This is a genomic window from Paraburkholderia piptadeniae, assembly GCF_900007165.1.
GTDB lineage: Bacteria > Pseudomonadota > Gammaproteobacteria > Burkholderiales > Burkholderiaceae > Paraburkholderia > Paraburkholderia piptadeniae.
The window spans coordinates 1-25,891 of record NZ_CYGY02000021.1; the positions used below are offsets into that span (position 1 = coordinate 1).

The following is a 25,891-nucleotide window of genomic DNA, read 5'->3' on the forward strand; positions in this document are numbered from 1 at the left end:
CCTCATCGCTGGGCGCCGATCACCGCCTGATCGCCGGCGTGCACTCCCCGGGGTGCCATGGCCGGGCGCTTACGTTGCAACTGTAACGAACCACGCTTCAACGTCTTCGATGGACTGGCAGGGGGCCGCATGCCAGCGCAGCCAGACGTCCTGCACGATATCTTCGGGCCTCCGCAATCGACCCCAGCATCCGATACGCCATCTTCTGCAGCCGAGGGCGATGCCCATTGAAGGCACGCGCGTCGTCGTCCATGAACAGATCTCTCCAGCCGGGTGAAAACTTGAGCGCCAGTCGATCGACTTTCCGATAGTTGGATGGGCTGGACGTTGCCCGGATGGTCCGAACATAGTGCCGCGCCGGAATCGAACGGGTCGCCATCATATGCGCGCCTAGTCCTCGATAGAAGACCAAGAACGGGCACGTCCGTGTTGCTGAGAGAACAACAATCACAGCATGCTTGGCTCACTCGCTAGGCACGAGGTGTGATGTAAAATTTTCTGAGATATGTCACAAAAGCCGAACGTGCGGCGCCTAGGGGACGAAGCAGTCCGGCCAGTTCAATCGAGCGCGGAAGGTAGCGCTGGGTGAGCACGTTGTCCACGCCCTTTTACTCACCTGCGTTAGTCTGAGACACACAAAATGCACCTTGGAAAATCGTATAAGGTATCGGAGTTTTTGATTTGGACTCGCCGGCAAATCTACGGGCTTCTGATTTGCGGTTCTGTACCCGTTATTCTTTACAAGTTCTTCGCTGTTACATGGTTATCAGTACCTCTGACTATCGTGGTTTTGCTCGGAACCGCGACGTCGTTTATCGTCGGCTTCAAAAACGTTCAAACCTACAACCGGGCAACAGATGCCTTGGACGTCTGGATTGACATACTTAGCAAGAGCCGTCGCTGGGGCCAAATCGCACGCGATTTTGTCGAAGACAAAGAGGTTTCCCGAAAACTGGTGTATCGGCACCTTGCCTGGCTGACCGCGCTGCGATATGAGCTACGCCGCCCCCGTATCTGGGAAAGCACAGGCAAGCATCACAATGCTGAATATCTTCGGTTTTACCGTGTGCCGGAGTGGGAAAGAGACATTAACGAATTGCTGCCAGAATATTTGTCCCCATCGGAAACAGCGCAAGCGCTTTCTTCCACTTCTATCGCAACATTCATACTGAGCCTACAAGGCACTTCGCTCAAGATGCTCCACATGGCGGGACATCTAAATTCAAGCTTCTATATGGAACTCCAAAGGGCGATTGGGGACTTCATCGATCTCCAGTCAAGATCGGAAGGTTTCAAGAATTTCCCCTATCCACGTCAATATGCAACGGTCAGTTTGCTATTCGTGAGGTTTTTTTGTTTGCTTTTCCCGTTCGGGCTGCTTCACGAATTCGATAATTTGAATGATGCCGTGAGTGGCTTCATGCACGGCAACATGGTGTGGCTAGTGGTGCCGTGCAGTGTCGCAGTATCGTGGATGTATACGTCGCTCGAGCAGGTTGGGGAAAGCACGGAGAATCCATTTGAAGGTAGCCCAAATGATGTTCCCATTTCAACGTTATGCAGCATCATCGAGCGCGATCTGAAAGAGATGCTCGGAGAACATGCCGGGGATCCATCGAGTCAGGCGATCATTGCACTGTAGAGAGTCCAGTGTCTTTGGCTCGTACCTTCCAGCGAAGTCGGGGCAATGTGACGGACAAGCTGCGGCAGCTCCGATTGGCCGCCGAGACGCTCGATCGTGTCGAGCGCGCGCTGCATGTGCGTGTTCCACGCCATCACGGCGTTGGTGAGCAGCATCAGCGCCAAGGACACAGCGATCATCGAATGGCGATGTCGCGTAAGCTCAATGGGAATCTTGCCCGGATGGATGGCGCGCTGTACGTTGTGAACCGCCTCGCCACGATTGAGCGCGCGCTGCAGTTCACTGCGAAACGCTGGGACCGTGAAGTAATCGATCAGGAAGATCGACCGGAAGAGTGCCACGAGCGCGCTACCCCGCGCAGGGGTTCTGTTGCAATAAGGCGGTCGGCTATGATGTGCGGAACGAGATGAACGACTGAAAGCTTGATGAAGACGCTGAATCCGACCGTGGCCCGCGTGCTCAAACGCCTGCATTACCCGCTTGATGTCATCCTGACTTGCGTGCGCTGGTATGTGGCCTATCCGCTCAGCTTGCGAAACCTGGAAGAAATGATGGCGGAGCGAGGCATCTCGGTCGATCATTCAACCGTGCATCGTTGGGCCCTCAAGCTGCTGCCGGTGCTGGAAAAAGCGTTTCGCCGCCACAAACGCCCCGTCGGCAAGAGCTGGCGCGTCGATGAGACCTACATCAAGGTCAATGGCCACTGGAAATACCTGTATCGCGCCGTCGACAAGGCCGGCAACACCATCGACTTTCTGTTGCGGGCCCATCGGGATAAGACTGCGGCGCGGCGGTATTTCGAAAAATCGATCGCCCTGAATGGCGAGCCCGAGACGGTGACGATCGACAAGAGCGGTGCCAATATGGCTGCGCTGGAAGCCATCAACGCCGAGCGCGAAACGCCCATCAAGATCCGGCAGACGAAGTACTTGAACAATATCATCGAACAGGACCACCGCGCGATCAAGCGGCGTACCCGTCCCATGCTCGGGTTCAAGAATTTCCGGTCCGCACGCATCCTGCTGGGTGGCATCGAGGTGGCTCACATGATCACCAAGGGGCAGATGAAAGCCAACGGCGCCCGACAAACTTTCGCTGACCAGTTCTATTCGTTGGCGGAATAAGTAGTCCTAGTCATATCATGCTTTGCTCAACTTGCGATCGTTATCGCGACACCCATTAGCCAGCCGAAGTCAAGGTGCAAATCTATCCATCGCAGGATTTCAATGACGNNCGTCATTGAAATCCTGCGAAATTCGTTCCGTTATGCTGTCACGGCTTGCCTGCAGGGGGGCGGTATCGCATCCGTTTTCTCGAACCGGTTGCGAACCGGATCGCACCAGACACCCATCGGGTTCAAGCATACCGTGATGGAACTCACGTCTGCCCTGGCGGTTGTTGGCGCCCCAGAGAAACGTTGGTGCCAGACAAGGTCCAGGGGGTTTCGCAAAACCGTGGCTGTTGCCTGCGCAACGCCAGTCAAGGATGGCTCATTGCCTGGGCGACCCGGTCATCTGCAAACAGCGGGTGGGGCAAAGGGAAGACCCAATCAAAACCATGGCTTTTCACCAGTCGCGATACTGGGCTCGTTCCCCTTGCACCACCTTTTAGCCAAAGCATCGGGTTATATCAAATGGCTTGTGCTCCCGAAGCATGTGATAGCAGGCACGCGCGAGCTTGTGGGCCAGTGCCTTGATCGCGACAATCCCGTTTCGCGCGCGTTTCTTGCGCTCGTAAAAGCGCCTGGCTTCCGGGCACGAGCGGATGGCGAAGTTGGCCGCTTCGACAAATGCCCACGCCAGATACTTGTTGCCGTTCTTCGTATTGCCTTCGCCTTTCTTCCTGCTGTTGCTTTCACGCCGGCTGTCCACGCAACGGCAGTACGAGCTGAAATTGCCAACCTTGGTGAAACGCGAAATGGTCCCGGTTTCCAGCATGATCGTGGTTGCGAGAACCGGACCAATGCCCGGCACGGAGTTCAGCAACGCGTAATCTGGGCGCAGTTTCACCCGCTCCATGAGACGCTTCTCGATGATCTCGATTTCCTCCTGCAAGGTTTGCATGACCGCGAGATTGGCTTGCATCGCGAGCGTTACATCAGGTGCAAAACCGAATTGGTTCACCTGCGTCTCATCCAGGCGCTTAACCCGCTCACCCTGCATCTGCCCACCAGAATGGCGTGAGAACAGATTCTCGATGGCGAGGATCTGGGCCGTACGACACTGCACCAGTTGGATCCGCTTGCGCGAGAGGTCCCGCACCGGACGTTCTTCTGCCGGATATATGTAGCCTTCAGGCAATAGTCCCAGACGAAGCAGTTGGGCGAGATGGGCGGCATCGGTGAAGTCGCCACTGTATTTCAGTCCCTCGTACTGCCTGATTGCCGCGGGGTTGGCCAGATGCACACGATAGCCATCGTTCATCAGCTGATCCACAAGCCAGTACCAGTTGTATGTTGCTTCAATGACCACTCCCACCAGATCTTCGCGGTGCGGCGCCAGCGCCGCCCGGATCTGGACCGGATCGTTTGGTAACCGTCGCTGGTAGACAACCCGGTCAGCGTCATCGCTGACGACGACCACACTGTTGTTCGAGTGCAGGTCGATTCCACTAAACTTGTTCATGCTGGCCTCCTGTGCGTCACGTCGGTGTTCGCACCCCCGACTCTACGCCCGCCGTTCGAGTCGAACGGCGGGGAGGCTGGCTATATGATTATCAAAACCTCGGATTGGTCCCGGGACGCTGCATGAAGGACAGGTGGAAATTGTCTCACCATGGACCGGCGACATTCATCGCGTGGCAAATGCCGTACGCGATCAGGTTTCGGTAAGTATCCACGTTTATGGCGGAAATATTGGGCGAATCGAAAGGTGCGTCTATAGCGAAGCAACCGGTCAAACAAAACAGTTTGTTTCAGGGTACGCCAATGCAGATGTGTATCAGCGGGACATATTGCGTTTGACGACGAACGTAGCTAAAAGCTGGCTCGACCTGAATGCGGGCGTCAGAATCGTGCGTGCATTCGACGATTCCTTGCCGGCGCGAAATCCCGCAGTCACCGCGTTCCCAGTCACGCAGATCCTTAAGTGATTCGCTCTGCTCCTGCAGGAGACACTTGCTGCGAACCGGTTGACTCCTCTTCCATGAGGGGTTCCTCGGGCCGCATCCAGAACGTACAGACAATGCCAATCAAGAGCATGGCGATCGACAGTCCAAACGGCAAAGTCCAGTTGCCCGTGTGATCGATGATGAACCCGAATGCGAGAGGTGACAAAACGCCCGCGATACCGAAACCGACATTCATGAAACTGCTGGCGGTGCCTGCGAAGCGAGGCGCGATATCCATTGGCACCGACCAGAGTGGCGCGATCACAAGCTCCATGCAGAAAAAGGCACAACACAAACTCCCTGCCACGAGCGTCAGGTCCTTAACCAGGAGGACCGGCGTCAGAAACACGAGTGCACCGACCATGCCCGCAATGATGACGTTGCGTCGTGCCTTTTTCAGACTCCCGCTCTTTCTGTACATCCTGTCGCTTATTGCGCCACCAAGCGTGTCGCCGAGGATCCCCGCTACAAAGACCCCGGACGTAAAAAGCGCAGAACTCTTCAGGTTGAGGTGATAGCTGTGCAGGAAAAAAGACGGAAGCCATGTGAGAAACACCCACAGCGTCCACGCATAGCAGAAGTCGACGATAGTCACCGGCAGCATTCTCCTCAACAACCGGCGAACAGGCACCTTCACCTTGCTGGTCCGGTCACGGGGCACAGGCAGGGCCTTAAGTTGAGCCTTCGTTACGCCTTTGTGGAGCGCCGGCTCGTCACGGAAATACCAGAACCAGATCGCCACCCAAAGCACGCCAACGAGGCCAGCAATGACGAATGCGACACGCCAGTTCCACAGGGTCATGAGCAATGCGATGATCGGCGGGGTCAGCGCACTGCCTACCCGGGAACATGCATGGGTAACACCTTGCGCAAACCCGCGCCGCTCTACCGGCAACCAGCGTGACATAGCCGATGTTGCAGTGGAAAGCGACGGAGCCTCACCGACACCGAGGAGAAATCTGCAGGCAGCCAGCGACCAGAGGCCGCCAGCAAACGCAGTGAGCACGGATGCCACCGCGACGGTCAGGCCAAACCAGGCCAGAATGCGTCGCGGCCCAATCTTGTCCCCGAGCCAGCCCCCAAAAAGTTGTACGACCGCATAGGGATAAGCAAACGCCGAGAAGGCGAAACCGAGTTCCGTGTTCGACAGATGCAAATCGTGCCGGATTGCTCCGGCGGCCGTTGCGATATTCACGCGGTCCGAATACTGAATCAGATACAACAGGCAAATGAGCAGTAACACCCAGTCTGCCGCAGTGGGCTTCCACCGACGAATAGCCACGTTCCTGTCTCCTTGCCGGCCATACATGCCTGGCAGTTGTATTAACGTGTATCAATACATCGCAAGTCATGCTATTCGTGCAGCTCTCTTTCTGTCAACTAGGTGGAATCGCTAGCAGTCTGCCTTATCAGGGAGAATTTCCGAACCGTATTCCGCGAGACACTTCATTGCGTTGTTTCTCTGCGCGTACGGGCCGAGGTTCCGCGCGTTGCGCCGGATTTCGACCGTTTCTCCAGTCATGTCCGGCCTCAACTCACGCACTGCTTCACCTTATTTTGGTGTTGACAACGTCGCCAGGTCTGGCTAGGATTCGCCCATGTTGTCTTAATACAAGCTAAGACAAGTAAGAATCGGTGACAAACATTGCCTTGCTTACCGGTGGCGATGTTGTTCTCGAGATGCGCGTCGACCTGTTGAGGGTGTTGGGCTGTCCTCCACATGCTGGGCCACGCATCTGCTGCGAAAGGGCGGCTATTGCCTTCGCGCATTGCCCCACTTTACGAATGACTCTGGAGACTGCGAATGTTGCTCAACGATGAAGAGACCGCAATGCTCAACGGCGAGCGCGGCAAGGTCCTGCAGATGGCGATGCGCCATCAGGTGCAGGTCGGCGAATTCTTTGGCGCGCGTGATTTCGTACCGGTGACGCAGGCCCATGTCATGGCCGACACAGAAAGTCTCGGTCAGGCAGGTGTCGTCTGGCTCGAACAATTGTCTGAGGCAAATGATGGCCGGCATGTCGTCTGCATTCCGACCATCACGGACCCGCGCGGTACCGATTTCAGCAAAGCGAACGACCTTGGGCAGCGCGACTGGATGGTTGAACTCGAACGCCGCGCGATTCAGGCGTTCGAGCGGCTCGGCGTCAGCATGACGGACACCTGTATCAACTACCAGACCGTGCTCGCCGCGACGCGTGGGGAACACGTCGCTTTCGGTGACACCGGTGTTGTCATCTATTCGAATTCTGTGAATGGGGCGCGTTCGAATTTTGAAGGCGGACCGTCTGCGCTGTCTGCCGGACTCACCGGTCGCACGCCGCGCTACGGCTATCACCTCGACGAAAATCGCCAGGCGACGGTGCGCTTCCGTGTCGATTTCACCCCGCGAACGCTCAACGAATGGGGCGCGCTCGGTGGCGTGATTGGCCGTCTCGCAGGCAACTACTGGCAGGTGCCGGTCATCGAGGGCATCGAAGGCGCACCGACGTCGGATGATCTCAAGCACTTCGGTGCCGCGATGGCAAGCTTCGGCTCCATTGCACTCTTCCACATGGTTGGCATTACGCCGGAAGCCGTACGGATCGAAGACGTTGGCGGCGACAAGCTGCCCGTTCATCACCTTATTGACCGTCAGCAGATCGAAGCCCTTGCGGCCAGCTACGCGGTGACGAAAAAAGTAGACGTTGTCGTCTTCTCCGCTCCGCAATTGAGTCTGTACGAACTGCGCTCGCTTGCCGGGATCTGCGATGGCCGCAAGTTCAAGGTTCCGTTACTCGCGGTAACCAGTCCGCAGGTGGCACCGGACTCTGAGCGTTTCGGCTACACGCGGCGCATCGAGAGCGCAGGCGGTACTGTCCTCGCCGGCATGTGCTTCTATCAGTCGTATGCGCGGGAAATGGCGGAAGCCAAGGGCTGGAAGACGCTGGCTACCAACAGCGCAAAGCTGGTGAATATTCTGGGCGGTTACGGTTACACGCCGATGCTGGCATCGATGGAAGAGTGCGTCAAAGCTGCAGAAAAGGGAGAACTGGCATGAACGAACTGGTTTTGACGGCGCGCCACGCGCTTGGGAAGAAAGTATCGGCAGAGGCACTGGTAGCCAAAGACGGACTTTCGGCGCGCTATGACCTCAACCGTCTGCAGGGTGTTTTCTCGCGTCCCACCCACAAGCTGGTCGGACAGTCTTACATCGGCCGCATTCTCGTGCTGGATACGGCGAAAGGTGGCGTCGCGAGTGCCTGGATGCTGCATGAAATGCAATCCCGAAACATGGCCCCTGTCGCCATCGTCTTCAACACGGTGAACCCGATTCTTGCGCAAGGTGCGGCGTTGGGTGACATCTCGATGCTGGCGGGTTTCGACCAGGACGTCACCGAGGTCGTACCGCACGGGTCGTTTGTTGAAATCGACCCGGAAGCGAAGACCCTGAGGGTCCTGCGCATGTCCGTTGGCGACACCACCGCGGCGACCTTCGCACATGGGCAGCCTGACATTTCGCCAGTCCACCTGGTACCACCGCGCCGCTGAGCATCCGCCGGACAGGAACGCTGACGGGTCTGTCGGCGTTCCTGTCGTCATGAATTCCGCGATGTGCTGCACAATCATGTACGACCTTCACCTGCGGTTGCGAAAAATCATCAGAAGAGCCGTCGTGCTTCCCGGCTCACGCGTGATGTTGCTATGGGCCGTCGTCGTCGGTGTGGCGGGAGCGTTTGCAACTGCGGCATTTCGCGAAGGAATTGATCTTCTCCAGCGGCTATCAGGTGCCCAGCCGAGAAATTTCGTCGAGATGGCCAGGCACCTGCCCTGGCCACTCCGTATTGCATTGCCGGCAGCGGGCGGTATCGTCGCCGGCGCTTGTCTCGTGATCGCACAATGGCGAGCATCGAAGCAATCCAGTGCGGACTATATGGAGGCCGTCACCGTCGGTGACGGCGTCGTACCTGTATGGCAGAGCGTCTGGCGGAGTATCTCCTCCCTCTTCACGATAGCCAGCGGCGGTTCGATCGGACGTGAAGGTTCGATGGTTCAACTGGCAGCGCTTTGTGCATCGGTCATGGGACGATGGGTACGCTTCGACCCGGCTCGCCTCCGCCTGCTTGTCGCATGTGGTGCAGCTGCAGGGATAACATCGGCATACAACGCACCGATCGCGGGTGCTTTCTTTGTTACAGAACTCGTCCTCGGATCAATGGCGATGGAGTCATTCGGACCGATAGTCGTGTCGTCGGTGGTGGCGAACATCACCATGCGCGAGTTTGCAGGATACCGACCGCCGTATGAAATGCGCGTCTTTCCAGTGGTCACAGGTGTCGAGGTTCTTCCATTTGTCGTGCTCGGATTGCTCTGTGGTGTACTCGCTCCGCAATTTCTGAGACTGCTCGCCACCTCGAAAAGGCACATCTCAAAGATCAAGGTGCCTCTGCCGCTGAAGCTTGGCTTTGGTGGACTCATTGTCGGTGTCATCTCGGTATGGGTTCCGGAAGTGTGGGGCAACGGGTACGAAGTGGTGAACTCGCTTCTCCACCAGCCGTGGACATGGACGACTCTCTTTGTTGTGCTCGTTTTCAAGGTCATTGCTACCGTCGCGACGGCGGGTACAGGGTCGGTCGGAGGTGTATTCACCCCAACACTATTTGTGGGCGCTGTCCTCGGATGCCTGTTCGGCATGGCCGTCCACGCAATGTGGCCGCATGAGGGTTCAGAACCATTCGCCTTCGCGATGGTAGGAATGGGGGCGTTCCTGGCAGCCGCGACAAACGCGCCTTTGATGGCGATCCTGATGATTTTCGAGATGACCCTGTCGTATCAAGTCGTGCTTCCGCTCATGCTTTCGTGTGTGATCGCGTATTTCGTCGCGCGTAACGCGGAACATACCTCGATGTATGAAGTCACGGTGCGTCGGAACCGTCAGGAGAAGGACCGCCTTCGTCTCGCTACTACCCGGATGTGCGAACTGGTCAAACCTGCCGCGACCATCGTGCCACTTTCCGCGACCGTTGCAGATATGACTCGCATGTTCCTGGAGCATCCGGTGAAGTATCTGTACGTGGTGGATGAACAGGAAGGTTTCTGCGGTGTCGTTGCGCTCCAGGACCTGACATCTGAACTCTTGACGCCTACCGGGGCAGGCAGGAGAACCGCGGCCGATTACTTGCGGCCAGAATTCCATGTGCTGACTCCGGACATGTCACTGAGCCAGGCTTTGCAGCTATTTCTTGATTTCCGGGGTGAGCGCCTCCCCGTGATCGACCCGGAATCACAATCGCCGCCGATTCTCGGGGTGGTTTATAAAACCGCCCTGCTCGATGCCTACGTTCGGCTCTCCCCCACATCAGCATCACCCCGTTCTGTCGAAGCCTGAAGCTGCCTCGACAGGTTCGAATCAGGTCTCTGCCTCGAACAGCTCCCTGAACTGGACGGATGCTTCCTTCAGGATTGGCAGTTTGGTAAGCAGGTGTTCAAGACTGCTTCTGGCCGATGCAGCATGACACACCAGCGCGATCGCATTGCCAGCGCCACCTGTGACGACCGGCACCGCGAGTCCAACCATTCCCACGACGAATTCTTCGCGCTCGATACCGATGCCTTTTTCCGCGAGGCGCAGGAGTTCGTCATCAAGTGACGCGCGAGACGTAATGGTGTGCGGAGTACGTTTCGTGAAGATCATCCGGTCAAGCAGCGCAGAGCGCTCTACGAGCGGCATCTGGGACAGGAACAGCTTCCCGCCCGCCGTGCAATGCAGTGGGTGGCGCGAGCCGAGATCCAAGTGCATCCGCAAGGGTTCTGGCGTTTCCACCCGCTCGAGATAGAGAACGCGGTCGCCGTCTAGCGCGGACAGGTTGCAGGTTTCTCCGAGCTTCTCGACCACCCCTCGGAGAATGGCCCGACACGTTCTCCGGAATGAGCTATTGCTGAGCGTCGTGGAGGCAAGCTGCACTGACCTCGGTCCCGGCACGAGACCGCGTGCATCCGGCATCCGGCTCAGGTACCGGTCGGAGACTAGCATGTCGACCAGCCGGGCGGCGCTGGCCTTGGGGATTTCGAGACGCATCGCTATCTGCGCAATGGTGACAGGCTCGCTGGAAGCCGAAACACGCTCGAGCAGACGAAGCAGACGAAGCAGCTTGTGCTCCTGAGAAGTATCGGGAGTAGTCATGTGTCTCCTCGGGACCTGATCTGCTTTTCAGTTCAGGGAATCAATTTCAGGCTCAGATTCCAGCACGAAATGCCTTTTCACTTGCGACAGCTTGTCCGCTGTTGTATCTATATAGTAAGACATCTAGATACAAGTCGCAAATAGCTCTCGCAGTGCGCGGACACGCGCGATCAACGGAGACATCGATGTATGGAAACAGTTGCCTATCTCATCGTCCGTCCAGATGGCGGATCCGTCACCTGCGCACCGCGGCGTTCTACCGACGCTTGCGTTCCGGGATTCAGCCAAGCGTCACGCAGCTAAATGAAGCATCGGCGGGACAACCCGGTGTTGTTCTTCGACGATGGAGACAGAACCGGGCCGCTCCCGACATCACCACGGGCACGTAATGCCCACCAGCGCCACGAGGTATTTTATGGACATTGCCCCCTCCCAATATTCGGTTTCCGCTTCCAGGGTCATCGACGAATTCCGCAACTGTGGAATCGATTACGTCACAACGGTTCCGGACATGTTGCAGATTGCCCTGCATCAAGCGCTCGAAGACCAGTCAACCGGAATCCGCGTCGTCCCCACGACCACTGAAGACCAGGCTGTCGAGGTTGCCGCCGGGCTTCATGCCGGCGGCAAGAACGTCGCGATTCTGGTCCAGAACCAGGGGTTCTACGCTGCCATCAACAGCGTCCGTGCGCTGTGCCTCGACTCGAAGATTCCCATGCTCTTCATCGTGGGACAGTTTGGCCGTGAATTCGCCAATCTGGGGAAGTCACCCCGTGAGTCGCGCCGGCTGATGGTGAGAATGCTGGAGCCCCTCCTCGAAACGCTTGATATTCCGTACTGGCGCCTCGAAGGTCCCGGAGACGAGAAGAACATCTTTGCCGCCTGGCAGGCGTCGCGAGAACGCCAGGGGCCTGTCGTGTTAATCGCGGGTCACTTCATCGGATTCCCGCAATTCCGGGATCCTGCTAAGAGGCACCAGGCTGCGTGAAGGAGTTCATGATGACAATGACGACTGTAGAAGCTTGCGAAACCATTCAGCAAGCCCGCGGAGACGCGATTATCGTAAGCACCATGGGAGCCATGAATGCTCTGGACAAGCTTTCGTCCGATGAGCTCAACGTTGCCTGCGTTCCCCTCATGGGCGGCGCTGCGTCGCTGGGTCTTGGTCTGGCTCTGGCCCGCCCCGAACGGCCGGTATTCGTTCTCGACGGTGACGCCAGCCTGTTGATGGAACTGGGTGGTCTAGTGTCAGTGGCTCAGGCCGCGCCGGGCAAATATATCCACTTTCTCATGAACAACAGCACGCAGTTCGCGGGGCTCGGCAACCTGAAGACACCCGGAGCCGACACGGTGGACTTTGTCGGCCTGGCTCGTTCGGCAGGCTACAAGGCCACCTATCGCATTGACAATGCCGGAAGCTTGCAGAGCCAGATCCTCAGCATTATCAACGGGCCGTCACCGACGTTCGTCGAGCTGGTTGTAAAAAAAGAGCCGCCCGTTCTGGGTGCTGACCGCCCATCCGTCGAGATGACCGACGCCCGGTTCACGCGCATGGGCGATGAACTGCGGCGCATCAGGAGGCAGCTGGTCTGAAGTTATCCACCATCGGCTTCACCTTCCGATACGCCGTCTGGGGTGGGTGGGCAGATGGGGGAAATGCCGAGGGAGGGACGACGTTCTCGCGGAGACCGGCGTGAACGTCGTCCCTCCGTGCATGTTCATTTCGTACGATCCAGGGCGCTACTCCCGTTGATATTCTTGATGGACGACCCGACAGGCAGCGGCCCTTGCACACTGAGTGTGAATTCATAGTTCTCGGGGCGAATGTAGAACGTCGTGTGTTCGCGAAGCTTCCCGTTGCTGCCGAACGATTCACGCTCCATGACTAGTAGCGCTGCGCGTGACGTAAGCCCGAGGGCCTGACCGACCGACGTACCCGCAGTGCGCGCACGAATCCGGATTTCCGCCTTTGCCACTGGCATCTCCAGCAGGCTTTCCAGCAGCACGTAAATCGGATTCCGGTTGACCTGCTCCCAGGTCAACCCGCTTGCCTCAGGCGGCAGATACGAAACGACAAGCGCAATAGGCTCATCGTCGACGAGGTAAAGGCGCCTTAACTGGAAACAATCGCTCTCCGGTGAGCCAAACGCTTCCCTGACGTTATCCGGCGCAGACGCCGGTCCGAATTCCAGAAGCTTGGTCTTCGGCTCAACACCTTGCGCGACGAGGGCATCATAGAAGCCGCGCATCGGCTTCAGGTCGTGCAGGAATTTCTGCCGCGAGACGAACGTGCCCTTGCCTTGCTTGCTGACCACATAGCCGTCGGTCAGCAACTGGGCAATGGCTTGCCGCACCGTGACCCGGCTGACACCGAATCGTCGCGTCAATTCATTTTCGCCGGGCAGCTTGCTGTCAGTTGCAAACGCACCTGAATCGATGTCGCTACGCAAAAGATCGGCGATCTGCATATAGAGCGCCGTGGCGCTTTCCCGATTCAGCAACGACTCGCCCTTACCTGCATCGACCCGAGGTTCAGCGGTCGCCAAAATCTCGTTTTCGGTTGCCGGCCCGGCAGGCGGACGAGAAGTCGCAGGCCGACGTGACGAGGTACGTTTTTGCGTGGTGCTTTCCATTGGTTCCATCCAGAAATAACCGGTTGCCTCGCTCATTTTCAATTCAAAAAAGCATCTTCAGGCTCAGATTCCAGTTTCCTGCGCGCTTTTCCTTGCGACGGCGATTTCGCTGTTGTATCAAGATACTAAGACATCTAGATACAAGTTGCAATCAGCCCACGTTACCACTGAGCGTGGGCGATCAATGGAGACATGGCAGCATGCAAACTTTCGACTACGTGATCGTCGGAGCAGGATCGGCAGGATGCGTCCTCGCAAACCGGTTGAGCCAAAACGGCAAATTCAAGGTGTGCCTGCTCGAAGCAGGTCCGAGAGACCGGTACCCCTGGATTCACATTCCAATCGGGTACGCAAAGACGATGACCCACCCCGAATACAACTGGCGGTTTTACACGGAACCCGAGCCTGAACTCGCGGGACGCAAAATCTATCAACCGCGTGGACGCACACTGGGCGGATCGAGTTCGATCAACGGGCTGATCTATATTCGGGGTCAGAGGCGCGATTATGACGAGTGGCGCGACTTGGGAAACCCGGGTTGGGGGTGGGATGAATGTCTGCCGTACTTTCGCAAGCTTGAAACGAATGACCTAGGTGCCTCCGCGACTCGCGGGGACAGCGGACCGATGCATGCAACGAGCGTCCCGCCTGAGCACGAACTGGTCGATGCATTCATCGCGGCTTCTGAGCGCGTTGGTGTTCCTCGGGTCAACGACTTCAACGATGGCCGTCAGGAAGGTGTTGGCTACTTTCAGGTGAGCACGAAGAATGGCTTCCGCTGTTCAACCGCTGTGGCCTACCTCAAGCCTGCAAAACACCGCACCAATTTGCACATTGAAACGCTTGCCTACGCGACGAAGATTCTCTTTCATGGCAAGCGGGCGACGGGGGTGCGTTACACCCGCCAAGGGCAGTCCTTTGAGGTGCACGCGAAGCGCGAAGTCCTGCTTTGCGCCGGCGCAATCCAGTCGCCACAACTGCTCCAGATCTCCGGCGTTGGCCCGGCCAAAGTCCTGTCTGAATTCGGCATCACCCCGGTTCACGTCTCTGAAGGCGTAGGCGAGAATCTTCAGGACCACCTTCAGGTGCGTCTGATGTATGAGGTCACGAAGCCGATTACCACCAACGATGCGGTACGTAGCCTCACCGGCAAGGCCGCCATGGGGCTCCAGTGGCTGCTTCGGCGCAGTGGGCCGCTCGCCGTTGGTATAAACCACGGGGGAATGTTCTGTCGCGCGCTGCCCGAGGAAAACGCAACACCTGACATCCAGTTTCACTTTGCAGCGCTGTCGGCCGACAGTACAGCCGGCGCGGTGCATGACTTTCCGGGGTGCACGTATTCGATTTGCCAGTTGCGTCCGGAATCGCGTGGGTTCGTGCGGCTGCGTTCCCTTGAACCGTCAGAGGCCCCGCGCATCCAGGCGAATTATCTCTCTACAGAAACCGACCGACGCACGACAGTCGCGGGCGTGAAATTCGCGCGACGTGTGGCTGCCACCGAGCCGATGGCTGGTTATATGAAGCGCGAGTATCGACCAGGTCCTGATATCCGCACCGATGAGGAGATTCTGCAGTTTTGCCGCGAATATGCGACGACTATCTTCCATCCGTCCGGGACGACGAAAATGGGACCTGCACACGACCCTGGCGCGGTAGTCGATGCCCAGCTTCGTGTACGTGGTGTCGAGGGTCTGCGTGTCGTTGACTGCTCAATCATGCCAACGCTTATCTCCGGCAACACAAATATCCCCACCGTCATGATTGCCGAGAAGGCGGCAGACATGATTTTGAACTCCGAGCGACAAGGAGCCGAGCCAACCTATGTCGTGAACACCAGCCAGGTGCGCGCGTCCCGCCAGCAGGAGGTTACTAACAGCTGACTGACACACGACAAGACAGTTGCGTCGGCACAGTCGACGCCTAATCGAGACAAGACGCGGACAACTGATCTGTGTCGACCAGGTTGGAGACATCATGAACACAAGCAAGAAGGCCCTACGGCGGGTAGCAGCCGCGAGCGTTATTGGCGCCATCATTGAGTGGTACGACTTTTTCCTCTACGGGGTCGTAGCCAGTCTCGTCATTAACAAGCTTTACTTCCCTGCCGGCGATGCGGCAACCTCGACGATGCTCGCTTATGCGACGTTCGCGATCGGTTTCATGGCCCGCCCCCTCGGTGGTGTGATCTTCGGCCACTTTGGTGACAAGGTCGGACGCAAGAGCATGCTGGTCATCACGTTGATGATTATGGGTACCTCCACGGTAGCGATTGGCCTGATCCCGACGTACGCGCAGATCGGCTATTGGGCGCCGGGCCTTCTGCTGTTCGCGCGCGTCGTACAGGGTATCGGGCTCGGTGGCGAATGGGGCGGCGCTATCCTCATGGCATACGAGTACGCGCCTGCAAACAGGAAAGGCTTTTATGCAAGCCTTCCTCAAATCGGCCTGTCGGTCGGCGTTCTGCTGTCGGCCGCAATTATCGCAGGGCTTTCAGCAACGCTGAGCGATGCACAGTTCATGGCCTGGGGCTGGCGTCTCGCCTTCGGCCTGTCTTTCCTGTTCGTGCTCTTTGGTTTGTGGATTCGGCTCAAGGTGATGGAAACGCCGGAATTCGCGAAAATGAAGCACGCGCACGGTGAGGCGAAGGTCCCGTTTCTCGACATGTGCAAGCGATTCCCAGGCAACATGTTGCTCGGTCTCGGCGCACGACACATCGATGGCGTGTTTTTCAACATCTTCAGCGTTTTCACAATCAGCTATCTGACCAGCAACATTGGTATCAGTCGCGGCGAAGCACTCATCGGCGTGATGATTGGCGCCGTCGTCCTCACCATCTTCATTCCGATTTTCGGCCGAGTGTCGGACAGCGTGGGACGCCCACGACTCTACGCGTTCGCCTCCTTGCTGATTGCAGCTTCCATCTACCCCGCTTTCTGGATCTTTACCCACGCAAACGGGAACACTGCTCTCATCTGGGCTGCGATTGCGGTTCCGTACGGGATTTTCTACGCGGCAGTTTATGGAACGGTGGCCGTCTTCCTTTGTGAACTCTTCGACGCACGGGTCCGCTACACGGGAATTTCGTTCGTTTATCAGTTTTCCAGTGTCACAGCGGGCGGCCTCACTCCCATCATCGCAACAGTGCTTGTTACACTGGCAGGCGGGAGCCCGTGGCTGGTATGTGCGTACGTTGCAGGTTCTGGCTTGGTTTCTTCAATGTGTGCATTCGTCATTAATCGTCGCGCGGCGTACGACAAACACGACGAACAGCTTGCTAGTAAATACCGGTGTCGCCTGTCTGAATAGTGACCAGCTCAGAAAGACGCAGTCCGCTTCCCAAATCGCCACAATTAGCTGCTATCTGGAGGGCCCGACACGAGTGTCGCGCCCCCTCTTCCCCGGCGGAATGCGGGCGAGTCGACAACGTCGTGGACGGCCCGACCGGGGATGAGAACGGGCCATGGGAGACATCGCGCTGAGGCGATGCGGACGCGCACGTGCGACGTAACGCGGCCCGTTCGTCAGTTCATTTGCATGTCTGGAAACTCAACGCATGCCCAGCACGTGCGAAATGCCGTTGGCCGCATCGAGCACCATCGACGTGAGTTCTTTCATGCGCTTCACCGACAGACGCTCAAGCGGCCCCGATATGCCGATTGCCGCGACAGGCGACCTGAACGCGTCGAATATAGGCGCGGCAATGCCGCCCACGCCGTCCTCCCATTCGCCGCGATTGATGGCATAGCCGTTGTGCGCAGCGCGCGCAAGCTGCGCTTTCAGCGTAGCGAAATCCGTAATGGTGGATCGGGTATGCGCGACGAGATTCGTCAGATGCCGCTCGAGGTAATCCTCGCTTTGATACGCGAGCAGAATCTTGCCCGTCGCCATGCAGTACGCGGGTACATGCGTGCCGAGAATGGAATGGGCGCGCACCGGCTGCAAGCTCTCGATCTGATCGACATAGACTACATGACCACCATCCAGAATGGACAGATGCACCGTTTCCTTCGTGAGCTCGGCGAGCACGCGCATGTGGCTCGACGCGAACTGCCGCACGTCGATCTGCGACATCTGCCTGGCTCCGAGCTCGAAGAGTTTGAAGGTGCTGCGATAGCTTCCCGTCGCCTCGTCGAGCGTCGCATAGCCCGCGTGCGCGAGCGTCTGCAGCGTGCGGTGTGCGTTGCTCTTGGTCAACCCGAGTTGCTGCGCCAGTGTGGGAATGGGAACCGGTTTGCCGCCATGTGCGGCAAGTGTTTCCAGGAGAGCAAGGCCCTTCAATAACGTTTTATCCATGGTCCTAAGGTCAGGATTGAAGGTCGGACCTATCTCGCGATTCATCGCTGACGCGGCGGGCGAAGCGCCCGTTTCGTAAGGTCAGTTTATCCTATTTTTCGGGACTCTAGTTTCACTTCAACAATCGGCTCTTGCGCGCGCCTTTACCGCCGCCGCAGGCACGTCGGATAACCGACGCTCCTTCTCTCGTCACACCTCGATGCCCGACGCATTGCCGTGGATCCGGCCCTCCTCAGGGAACTCCCTCGATCCTTTCAAAGTTTCTTGACCAGAATTTCGCGCGGTGTGAGGGAATCCGTCGAACCCGGTAACGCTGAAGTGGGCGGTCTGGTACAACCATCATCGGCGGCTCTATCCCCCGAGGCTGAGGCAAATTGTTTCCGGCAACTCAGAAATGCCGCTGATGTTCCCGGATCAACTGAAACCAACCAGCCTCCACGATTCCCGGTGCGCTTCAGTCCGTCTTTCGTGCGGCGAGGCTAATACAGTAGCCCGGAGCGTGCAGGATCAAGCCAAAGACCAACCACGGTGCGAAGTAAGCCAAACAAAGCCGCCCGATCACACGGGCAGCATTGTCTGACTCACGCACCGTGCATCTCGCGCGAAACCGGCCAGCGACAGGCATAGCATGGCGATCACCATGAGTACCATGCCAACATGATTCCGGTCACTTTAGGATGAGGTCACGACGGCCAACTGACAGGAAGGCTACGCGGCCGCCGCGCGGGAGAAGTGGTCGGTATTCAGGCTTTGTCGAACGCATCCAAGGTCCGCGCAGTATAGACAAGCGCCGCGCCGGCATTCAAATTAATCGCAACGCCAAGCGCTTCTGCCAACTCCTCCTTCGTCGCCCCAGCATTCTTCGCTTCGGCCGCATGGAAGGCAATGCAGCCATCACAACGTGTGGTCACCGCGACCGCAAGCGCAATCAACTCTCGCGTCTTTACGTCCAGGTGATTGGTCTTGCTGCCGGCCTGGCCCAACGCCATGATACCCGTCACCGTGTCCGGTGTGAGCTTCGACAACTCCCTCACACGCTCGCTCAGGTCATGACGGTATTCGTTCCAGTTTTTCATTAAAACTACCCCTATCGAGATATCGTGCAGCGCATGCACGATGATTTAGTAAATAAACAGAAGCCGTGGTCGACCGGAACTCGCTTGGCTGGAAGCACGCGGACGTCCGGCCAACTCGCATGCCGTTCAATCACATCTTGACTTCATCGATCAGCGCCTTCTTGCCACCTGGATAGGTGTATAGCGAGATGACGCCGTGCTGCAGATCGCCATTTGCATCGAACGACACGTTGCCCAGCACTCCCGCATAGTTCGTCTTCGGCATCGCTGCGAGGAGCTTCGCCGGATCCGTGGAATTCGCACGCTTCATCGCATCCACGATGATGTAAATGGCATCGTACGAATACGGCGCATAAAGCTGAATCGGCTGATTAAATCGCTTCGCGTATTTTGACTTGAACGTCGCACCGCCCGGCATCTTGTCGAGCGGTGCGCCCGCTTCGGAGCACACAACGTTTGCAGCAGCCGCGCCAGCCAGGTCCGCGAGTTGATCGGCGCACACCCCATCGCCCGCCAGAATCTTCGCGCGTATCCCGAGTTGCATCGCCTGCTTCGCAAACGGGCCGCCCGTCGCTGCCGTCCCGCCGTACATGATCGCCTCCGGATTCTCACCCTTGATCTTGGTCAGAATCGCGCGGAAGTCGACTGCCTTGTCGTTCGTCGCATCATGTGACATCACCTTGAGGCCGATTGCCTTGGCGCTCTTCTCGAATTCGCTCGCGAGGCCCTGGCCATAGGCGGTCGAATCGTCAACCACCGCAACCGACTTGATTCCCTTCGATTGCGCGTAACTCGCCAGTGCCGGGCCCTGCTGCGCGTCGGTCGCGACGACCCGGTATGTTGTCTTGAATCCCTGATGCGTGTAGGTCGGGTTGGTCGCCGCCGGCGAGATCTGCACGATGCCCGCGTCGCGATAAATCTTCGACGCCGGAATCGACGTACCGGAGTTCAAATGGCCGACGACCGCCACGACATGATCGTCGACCAGTAGCTGCGCGACCTGCGTCGCCTGGCGCGGATCGCCTGCATCGTCCTGCGAGTCGAGTTGCAGCGTGATCTTCTCGCTACCGATCACGAGCCCGTCCTTGTTGATCTCCTCGATCGCAAGTCGCGCGCCGTTTTCACTGTCCTTTCCATACTGCGCCTGCCCGCCTGTCACCGGCGCCACGTGACCGATCTTAATGACCTGTTCAGCCGACGCATGGGTGATCATCATCGTGAACGGCGCCGCCACGATCGCCATACGAAGTAGCTGCTTCATTTTGAAATCCATCATCTGTCTCCTTAAAAATAACCGTGATTCTAGTGTCTACATTAATTCGCATTGCTAATTGCTATGCCGTCAACATCGAAGTCTTCTTTATAAAAATCTCAATTCCTAATCACCAGCCATCACGCACCGAAAAATATTCTTCTCGCCCCTTTGCAGAGAATTCCGGCATGCACAAACCCATTAAAGCGGACCATATATAGCGCAGACGCGACTCAACTGACAAACAGAAGATCGCGGTGCAGGAGGGAAAAAAACGTTCTGCACTCTTCGACAAACTCCCGCGTCGCCCGAGTCAGACAATCGTTGGGACGCACGCCGATACCCACCGCCGGAACCGGAAGCTGACCGTCCAATGGCACACATACGATCCGATTGCCCGTATAGGCATGATCGATCGCAGGCCTGACATTAAGAATCGAATAGCCCAGCCCGGCCGACACGAAACTGCGCACCGTTTCGTAGGTTTCGGTTCGATAAACCACCTTAGGCAGCGCATCGGCCGACTTGAAAAGGATGTCGAAGTACGTCCTCGATTCAGGCAAATCGAGGAGAATCATCGGTTCGGAAACCAGATCATGAATCGACACCCGTTCTGACTTCGCCATTGGGTGCGCCTCGTTGAAAATTGCATGCGGTCGTGCCTCACCGAGTTTCTCGAAGGACACACCTTCAGACAGCCCTAGGTCATAGCTGAGAATCACGTCCGCCTCGCCCTTGTCCAGAAGACCGTTGACGTGCCGCAAATCGCCTTCATGCACTCGAATGGAAAGCTCCGGGTATCGAACGGTCAGCGCCCGCAGGATGGAAGGAAGCACCAGCGGCGCGAGCGGCGCAAAGCATCCGAGATTCAGCTCTCCGGTCACATGCTCGTGGAGGCCAAGCAGTTCGGCGTCGACGGTCTCAACCTGCCGCAGTAGGTGTGAGATCTTGTCGACCAGGGCGCGACCAGATGAAGTGAGGTTGAGCCCCTTGCTCGGATGCCGCACGAACAACTGCACCGAATACGTCGATTCGAAATCGTCGATCGCGCCGGAAATGGAGGACTGGGAAATTCTGGATTCCTTAGCCGCCATCGCGATCGACTGGTGTTTTGCCGCGGACTCGATGTATGCCAGCTGCCTGAGAGTGAATTTCATCCCGCCTCCTCGCGATTCCGATTGACGCCGCACATACCAGACACGCAAAGGTGCCTGGCCTGGGGCGCCGATTAGGAAGCGCCCCGGCTGGTTAGCCCTTCCCCACCTCGGTCAGGGCAGCATCCAGCGCTGCCACGATAGCGTCGATTTCAGACTTCGTCACCACAAGAGCCGGTGCGAGGCAAATGTTGTTGTTCAGATCAGAGAACGACCGGTTGGTGCGGCCGACGATTACCCCTTTCCTCGAACAGTTCGCGACAATCGCCACCGCCACGCTCTCGGCGACGGGCTCCTTGGTCTGGCGGTCTTTCACCAGCTCGAAACCGACGAATAAACCCTTGCCGCGCACATCGCCGATGATCTCGTGGCGCATCTGAAGTTCAAGCAACGAGTTCTTGAGGTAGTCACCCATCGCGACGCAGTTCTCGAGTAGCCCCTCACGCTCGACAATGTCCATATTGACTAGCGCTGCCGCTGGGCCCGCTGTGCAACCGCCGAACGTCGAGATATCGCGGAAATACCCGAGGCGCGAATTGTCTTCCTTGAACGCGTTGAAGACCGCCTCCGTCGTCACTGTGCAGGAGATCGCCGCATAACCCGACGCGAGCCCCTTGGCCATCGTGACGATGTCCGGCTCGATTCCGTAGTGCTGGTACCCGAACCACTTGCCGGTGCGGCCGATCCCGCACACCACTTCGTCGATGATGAGCAGCACGCCGTACTTCCGGCAGATTTCCTGCACGCGTGCCCAGTAGCCGGCCGGCGGCTCGATGATGCCGCCGCCCGCCGTGATCGGTTCGAGACACAAGGCGCCGACCTCACCCGGCCCCTCGCGAAGGATCACCGCTTCGATCTGATCCGCGGCCCAGACACCATAGTCCTGCGTGCCCGACTCCGGTTGCCGCCGGTACTCGCAGCAATGCGGCACCTCGATGAACCCGGGAACGAACGGGCCATAGTAGTCGCGCCGTTCTGCTTGCCCGGTCGCGCTCAGCGCGGCAATCGTCGTGCCGTGGTAATCGCGCTCGCGATAGAGAATCTTCGACTTCTTTCCACCGTGACGCGTCTGCGAAATCTGGCGGACGATCTTGAACGCCTTCTCATTGGCCTCCGAGCCGGAATTGGAGAAGTAGACCCGGCTCATCCCCGGCATCTTGCCGATCAGGCTTTCAGCGAACTGCGCGGCCGGCACATTGGCCGCCGAGTGCGCAAAGTAGTTCATCCGGACCAGTTGATCCCGAACGGCGTCCGCAACCTCGGTCCGGCCGTAGCCGATGTTCACAGTCCAGACACCGCCGGACAGCGCATCGATGTACTCGTTGCCTTTGGCGTCCCAGACCCGGCACCCTTGACCGTTGACGATCATCAGCGGATCGGCGGTCTCGAGAGCCTTGTGCTGGGTGAGGTGATGCCAGACATGTCGTCTGTCGCTGGCGACGGCGTCTTCAATGCGATCTGCAATTTCTGCGGAATTCATCAGTCTCTCCGGGAAATGGAATGGGTCGGCGTCCACCTCAGCTCGCCACGCAGCTTCGAACGGCGCCGTTGGCCACACCGGCGGTCGGGACCTGGCCAGCCGGATCGACGGTGCGAATCGTCGCGACCTTGTTCTGTGTGAAGAAGTCGACGCCGTCCTTGCCTTGCACCTTATTGTTCCCGACGAGCGAGCCCTTAATCCCACCGAACGGCAGATACGGATGCGGCGCGCAGATGCCGACGTTCACGCCCACCATCCCCACGTTGGCTTCCGCGATGAATTTCTCGATGTAGTACGCGTTCTGCGTGAAGATGCACGCGCCGTTGCCCAGTTCATGCGCGTTGAGTGTGGCCAGACCCGTATTGATGCAACCAACCTTCAACACGCTGAGCACCGGCCCGAAGATCTCCTCCTTCGCGATCCGCATGTCCGGCGTGACGCCGGTAAAGACCGTCGGCGCAACGAAGAAGCCATCCGCATTAGCTTTCGGCATCGCCGGGTTGCGGCCGTCGAGCACGAGGTTAGCGCCTTCGTCGACGCCGATCTCGATGTAGTTCGAAATCCGATCGCGCGCCTTGGCCGAGATGACGGGCCCCATGAACACGTCCGGGTTCATCGCATCGCCGACCTTCACCGCGCGCGCCGCGTCGATCAGACGTTCGACGAACTCGTCATGGATCTCCGGCACCACCGCGATATTCGACACCGCGAGGCATCGCTGGCCCGCGGAGCCGTAACCGGACGCGATCACGTTCTCGATCAGCAGATCCATCGGCGCATCTTCCATCGCCAGCAGGAAGTTCTTCGCACCTCCCAGCAGCATCGTCTTCTTGCCATGGCGGCCGCATCCTTCCGCGATCGCGCGCGCAGTCGGCGACGAGCCCACAAGGCACACACCGGCGACGTTCGGATCGTCATACCACCCTTCGACGGTCTCCTTCTCTCCGTGAATCACGTTGACGACGCCCTTGGGCAGACCGATGTCGACGAGGATCGCCATCATCTTCTGCATGAACAATGGCGACTCGGTCGACGGCTTGTAGACGAACGTGTTGCCGGTGCCGATCGCGAACGGAATGAACCAGCCGAACACCAGCGCCGGGAAGTTGAACGGCGCGACGCCACAGAACACCCCGAGCGGCGCCTTGATGACCCGTCCGTTGATGTTCGACGCAATGCCCTGCAGCGTTTCGCCCTGAATCAGCGCGGGAATGCTGCATGCCATCTGAACGATCTCGATCACCCGGCCGACCTCGCCGCGCGCCTCGGAAATATGTTTGGCCTGGTCGACCGCGATCGACTGCGCCAAATCTTCCAGATTGTCCTTCATCGCCTGGTGCAGTGCGAACAGATAGTTCATGCGCTTTGGAAGCGGGGTGGCGCTCCATGCCGGAAACGCGACCGCAGCGGCGGCGACTGCCTGTCGAGCGGTGTCAGCCGACGAGATCGGCACTTCGCCGATCACCGCGCCCGTCGATGGGTTACACAGCGGGACATAGTGCCCATTGCTTTCGTCTAGCCATTCACCGTTGATGTGATTCTTGACCTTCACGTGCTTTTGAGTCATTTTGCTGAAGTCCTTTCAATATCGGGTTTCTGGATCACTCGAAGCTCAAAGGCCGAGCCGCAGACCACTGTTGCGTCTGTTCATAAGCATGGGCCGCCTGCAGCACGGCCAGATCCGCGAAGTTCGACCCGACGATCTGCAGGCCAATGGGCAGCCCCGCCTTTGTGAATCCGCACGGGACCGAGCACGCCGGCTGCTGCGTCAGGTTGAACGGGTAGCTGAATCCGGCCCAGTCAGTCCACCTTCCGCCCTTCTCCGGATTCGGAACCTCCTGCCCAGCCGCAAACGCCGGCATCGCCGTCGTAGGCGTCAGCAGGAGGTCATACTGCTCATGGAATACACGCATTCGCGCGCCCAGTTCCGCCCGCGCCTGTGCGGCCGCCTGGAAATCCTTCAGGCTGTAGCGACCGCCCTGTTCCGCCACCTGCAACAGCCCGGGGTCGACCTTGCCGCGCTGGTCTGGCGCAAGGTCACGCAGTCGAAACGCCGCGCCCGCAAACCAGTGCGCGTGAAAGATCGTTTGGCAGTCGCCGATCGGCGGATCGATCTCGATCAGATCGGCACCGAGATCCTTGAATGCGTTGACGGCTACAAAGAAGGCTTTGCGGACCTCCGGATCCACGTCGATTCGACCGAGCGTCGCGCTATAGGCGATTCGTCGGCCTTTCAATTCAACTGACAGCCGTTCTTCATAAGGGGCGCCGTCGTACTGCAGCGAATACCAATCCCGACTGTCCGGTCTGGCTATCACGCTCAACATCGCCGCGGCGTCGTATACCGAACGGGCCATCGGACCGACATGGGCCACGGTTCCAAACGGGCTGATCGGGTAGGCAGGCACCCGTCCGAAGCTGGGCTTATGTCCGACGATGCCGCAGAAGCTCGCGGGAATGCGGATGGAGCCGCCGCCATCGGTGCCGACATGAAGCACGCCGAGGTCAGTTGCTGCCGCTGCAGACGCGCCACCGCTGCTTCCGCCCGGTGTTCTACTCAAGTCCCACGGATTGCGTGTGACACCGAAACGCGGTGAATCTGTAACCGCCTTCCAGCCCATCTCTGGAGAGGTCGTCACTCCGACGATCACCGCCCCCGCTTCCTTCAGCCGCGCTACGACCGGCGCGTCAAAGGCGGCGACGGACTCGCTTCCGAACATGAGGCTGCCGTATTTTGCCGCCCACCTGGTTGACAGGAGCAGATCCTTCACCGTGCACGGTACCCCGTCAATGCGAGATAGCGGCAGACCAGCCTTCCAGCGTGCTTCGGACGCATTGGCCGCGGCGAGCGCGCCTTCGCGCAGCGTCTCGGTAAATGCGTTGATCTTGCCGTTGTGCCTGTCGATGCGGTCCAGAACATCGATGCAGACCTCGACGGGAGACAGATCGAGTGTGCTAAACATCTGCGTCATCGGTTGAAGCGTCAATTTCATCTAGCACTCCTACATTTCATAAATTTTGCGTTGTCGCGTTTCACGAGACAACAGCGCTCCCCGTCTTCACCTATTCAGCGAAGGACGAACAAAACCG

At 58.2% G+C, this 25,891-nt stretch carries 20 protein-coding genes and 3 pseudogenes; 10 read left to right on the forward strand and 13 right to left on the reverse strand.

The features are described 5' to 3' along the window. Positions 1–72: 72 nt before the first annotated feature. A pseudogene (locus BN2476_RS48070) lies at positions 73–253 on the reverse strand (sigma factor); the annotation flags it as partial. 387 nt (positions 254–640) lie between these two features. On the opposite strand from BN2476_RS48070, the gene BN2476_RS09285 reads away from it, so the two are divergent. Continuing rightward, the gene (locus BN2476_RS09285) at positions 641–1,642 is read left to right on the forward strand and encodes a bestrophin family protein (protein WP_087733859.1); all 1,002 of its coding nucleotides are present in this window, start codon (positions 641–643) and stop codon (positions 1,640–1,642) included. 11 nt (positions 1,643–1,653) lie between these two features. Here BN2476_RS09285 and BN2476_RS09290 read toward each other — a convergent pair. Then, positions 1,654–1,977: pseudogene (locus BN2476_RS09290) on the reverse strand (Tn3 family transposase); the annotation flags it as partial. A 90-nt stretch (positions 1,978–2,067) separates the two neighbouring features. On the opposite strand from BN2476_RS09290, the gene BN2476_RS09295 reads away from it, so the two are divergent. Then, positions 2,068–2,766: an IS6 family transposase gene (locus BN2476_RS09295; protein ID WP_087733860.1), complete on the forward strand. Its 699-nt coding sequence runs from the start codon at positions 2,068–2,070 to the stop codon at positions 2,764–2,766. A gap of 483 nt (positions 2,767–3,249) precedes the next feature. On the opposite strand, the gene BN2476_RS09300 is transcribed toward BN2476_RS09295, so the two are convergent. Further along, positions 3,250–4,266 (reverse strand): IS110 family RNA-guided transposase, encoded by a 1,017-nt coding sequence (locus tag BN2476_RS09300; protein ID WP_087733861.1) that lies wholly within the window; start codon positions 4,264–4,266, stop codon positions 3,250–3,252. A 106-nt stretch (positions 4,267–4,372) separates the two neighbouring features. Here BN2476_RS09300 and BN2476_RS48075 point away from each other — a divergent pair. Continuing rightward, positions 4,373–4,573 (forward strand): annotated as a pseudogene (locus tag BN2476_RS48075) (cysteine dioxygenase family protein); the annotation flags it as partial. Between the two features lie 151 nt (positions 4,574–4,724). Here the strand turns inward: BN2476_RS48075 and BN2476_RS09305 are convergent. Beyond that, the gene (locus tag BN2476_RS09305; RefSeq protein WP_235850769.1) at positions 4,725–6,032 is read right to left on the reverse strand and encodes an MFS transporter; all 1,308 of its coding nucleotides are present in this window, start codon (positions 6,030–6,032) and stop codon (positions 4,725–4,727) included. A gap of 522 nt (positions 6,033–6,554) precedes the next feature. Here BN2476_RS09305 and BN2476_RS09310 point away from each other — a divergent pair. The 3 genes from BN2476_RS09310 (at position 6,555) to BN2476_RS09320 (ending at position 10,118) form a co-directional block, all read left to right on the forward strand. Beyond that, positions 6,555–7,790 carry an aconitase X gene (locus BN2476_RS09310; RefSeq protein WP_087733863.1) on the forward strand — a complete coding sequence of 412 codons (1,236 nt, stop codon included), beginning with the start codon at positions 6,555–6,557 and terminating at the stop codon, positions 7,788–7,790. Then, positions 7,787–8,281, forward strand: coding sequence for an aconitase X swivel domain-containing protein (locus BN2476_RS09315; RefSeq protein ID WP_087733864.1), 495 nt, complete (start codon positions 7,787–7,789; stop codon positions 8,279–8,281). The genes BN2476_RS09310 and BN2476_RS09315 overlap by 4 nt, the downstream gene beginning before the upstream one ends. Before the next feature lie 76 nt (positions 8,282–8,357). Continuing rightward, positions 8,358–10,118 (forward strand): ClcB-like voltage-gated chloride channel protein, encoded by a 1,761-nt coding sequence (locus BN2476_RS09320; RefSeq protein ID WP_087733957.1) that lies wholly within the window; start codon positions 8,358–8,360, stop codon positions 10,116–10,118. A gap of 21 nt (positions 10,119–10,139) precedes the next feature. On the opposite strand, the gene BN2476_RS09325 is transcribed toward BN2476_RS09320, so the two are convergent. Next, a complete protein-coding gene (locus BN2476_RS09325; protein WP_087733865.1) occupies positions 10,140–10,913 on the reverse strand; it encodes an IclR family transcriptional regulator in 774 nt (257 codons plus the stop codon). 415 nt (positions 10,914–11,328) lie between these two features. Here BN2476_RS09325 and BN2476_RS09330 point away from each other — a divergent pair, with 415 nt between their 5' ends. Both BN2476_RS09330 and BN2476_RS09335 read left to right on the forward strand, forming a co-directional pair. Beyond that, the gene (locus BN2476_RS09330; protein ID WP_087733958.1) at positions 11,329–11,901 is read left to right on the forward strand and encodes a thiamine pyrophosphate-binding protein; all 573 of its coding nucleotides are present in this window, start codon (positions 11,329–11,331) and stop codon (positions 11,899–11,901) included. 11 nt (positions 11,902–11,912) lie between these two features. Continuing rightward, complete coding sequence (locus BN2476_RS09335; protein WP_087733960.1) at positions 11,913–12,506, forward strand: thiamine pyrophosphate-dependent enzyme; 594 nt, start codon at positions 11,913–11,915, stop codon at positions 12,504–12,506. Between the two features lie 125 nt (positions 12,507–12,631). Here BN2476_RS09335 and BN2476_RS09340 read toward each other — a convergent pair whose 3' ends face one another. Beyond that, positions 12,632–13,582, reverse strand: a complete 951-nt coding sequence (locus tag BN2476_RS09340) for a GntR family transcriptional regulator (protein WP_087733866.1) — start codon at positions 13,580–13,582, stop codon at positions 12,632–12,634. A 164-nt stretch (positions 13,583–13,746) separates the two neighbouring features. Between BN2476_RS09340 and BN2476_RS09345 the strand changes: the two genes are divergently transcribed. Together BN2476_RS09345 and BN2476_RS09350 are read left to right on the forward strand one after the other, a co-directional pair. Further along, the gene (locus BN2476_RS09345; protein ID WP_087733867.1) at positions 13,747–15,426 is read left to right on the forward strand and encodes a GMC family oxidoreductase; all 1,680 of its coding nucleotides are present in this window, start codon (positions 13,747–13,749) and stop codon (positions 15,424–15,426) included. A gap of 91 nt (positions 15,427–15,517) precedes the next feature. Continuing rightward, the gene (locus BN2476_RS09350; RefSeq protein WP_438942870.1) at positions 15,518–16,852 is read left to right on the forward strand and encodes an MFS transporter; all 1,335 of its coding nucleotides are present in this window, start codon (positions 15,518–15,520) and stop codon (positions 16,850–16,852) included. 240 nt (positions 16,853–17,092) lie between these two features. On the opposite strand, the gene BN2476_RS09355 is transcribed toward BN2476_RS09350, so the two are convergent. From BN2476_RS09355 to BN2476_RS09385, 7 genes are all read right to left on the reverse strand, one after another. Next, on the reverse strand, positions 17,093–17,839 hold the full coding sequence (locus tag BN2476_RS09355) for an IclR family transcriptional regulator (RefSeq protein ID WP_087733869.1): 747 nt from the start codon (positions 17,837–17,839) through the stop codon (positions 17,093–17,095). A gap of 743 nt (positions 17,840–18,582) precedes the next feature. Beyond that, positions 18,583–18,915, reverse strand: a complete 333-nt coding sequence (locus tag BN2476_RS09360; RefSeq protein WP_087733961.1) for a carboxymuconolactone decarboxylase family protein — start codon at positions 18,913–18,915, stop codon at positions 18,583–18,585. A 130-nt stretch (positions 18,916–19,045) separates the two neighbouring features. Continuing rightward, positions 19,046–20,188 carry a branched-chain amino acid ABC transporter substrate-binding protein gene (locus tag BN2476_RS09365; protein ID WP_087733870.1) on the reverse strand — a complete coding sequence of 381 codons (1,143 nt, stop codon included), beginning with the start codon at positions 20,186–20,188 and terminating at the stop codon, positions 19,046–19,048. 212 nt (positions 20,189–20,400) lie between these two features. Then, on the reverse strand, positions 20,401–21,324 hold the full coding sequence (locus BN2476_RS09370) for a LysR family transcriptional regulator (protein ID WP_087733871.1): 924 nt from the start codon (positions 21,322–21,324) through the stop codon (positions 20,401–20,403). A gap of 91 nt (positions 21,325–21,415) precedes the next feature. Further along, the gene (locus tag BN2476_RS09375) at positions 21,416–22,801 is read right to left on the reverse strand and encodes an aminotransferase family protein (RefSeq protein WP_087733963.1); all 1,386 of its coding nucleotides are present in this window, start codon (positions 22,799–22,801) and stop codon (positions 21,416–21,418) included. A 37-nt stretch (positions 22,802–22,838) separates the two neighbouring features. Beyond that, entirely contained in the window at positions 22,839–24,368 is a 1,530-nt protein-coding gene (gene mmsA / locus BN2476_RS09380; protein ID WP_087733872.1) for a CoA-acylating methylmalonate-semialdehyde dehydrogenase, read from the reverse strand. A gap of 34 nt (positions 24,369–24,402) precedes the next feature. Next, positions 24,403–25,794, reverse strand: a complete 1,392-nt coding sequence (locus BN2476_RS09385; protein ID WP_218274507.1) for an amidase — start codon at positions 25,792–25,794, stop codon at positions 24,403–24,405. Between the last annotated feature and the right edge of the window lie 97 nt (positions 25,795–25,891).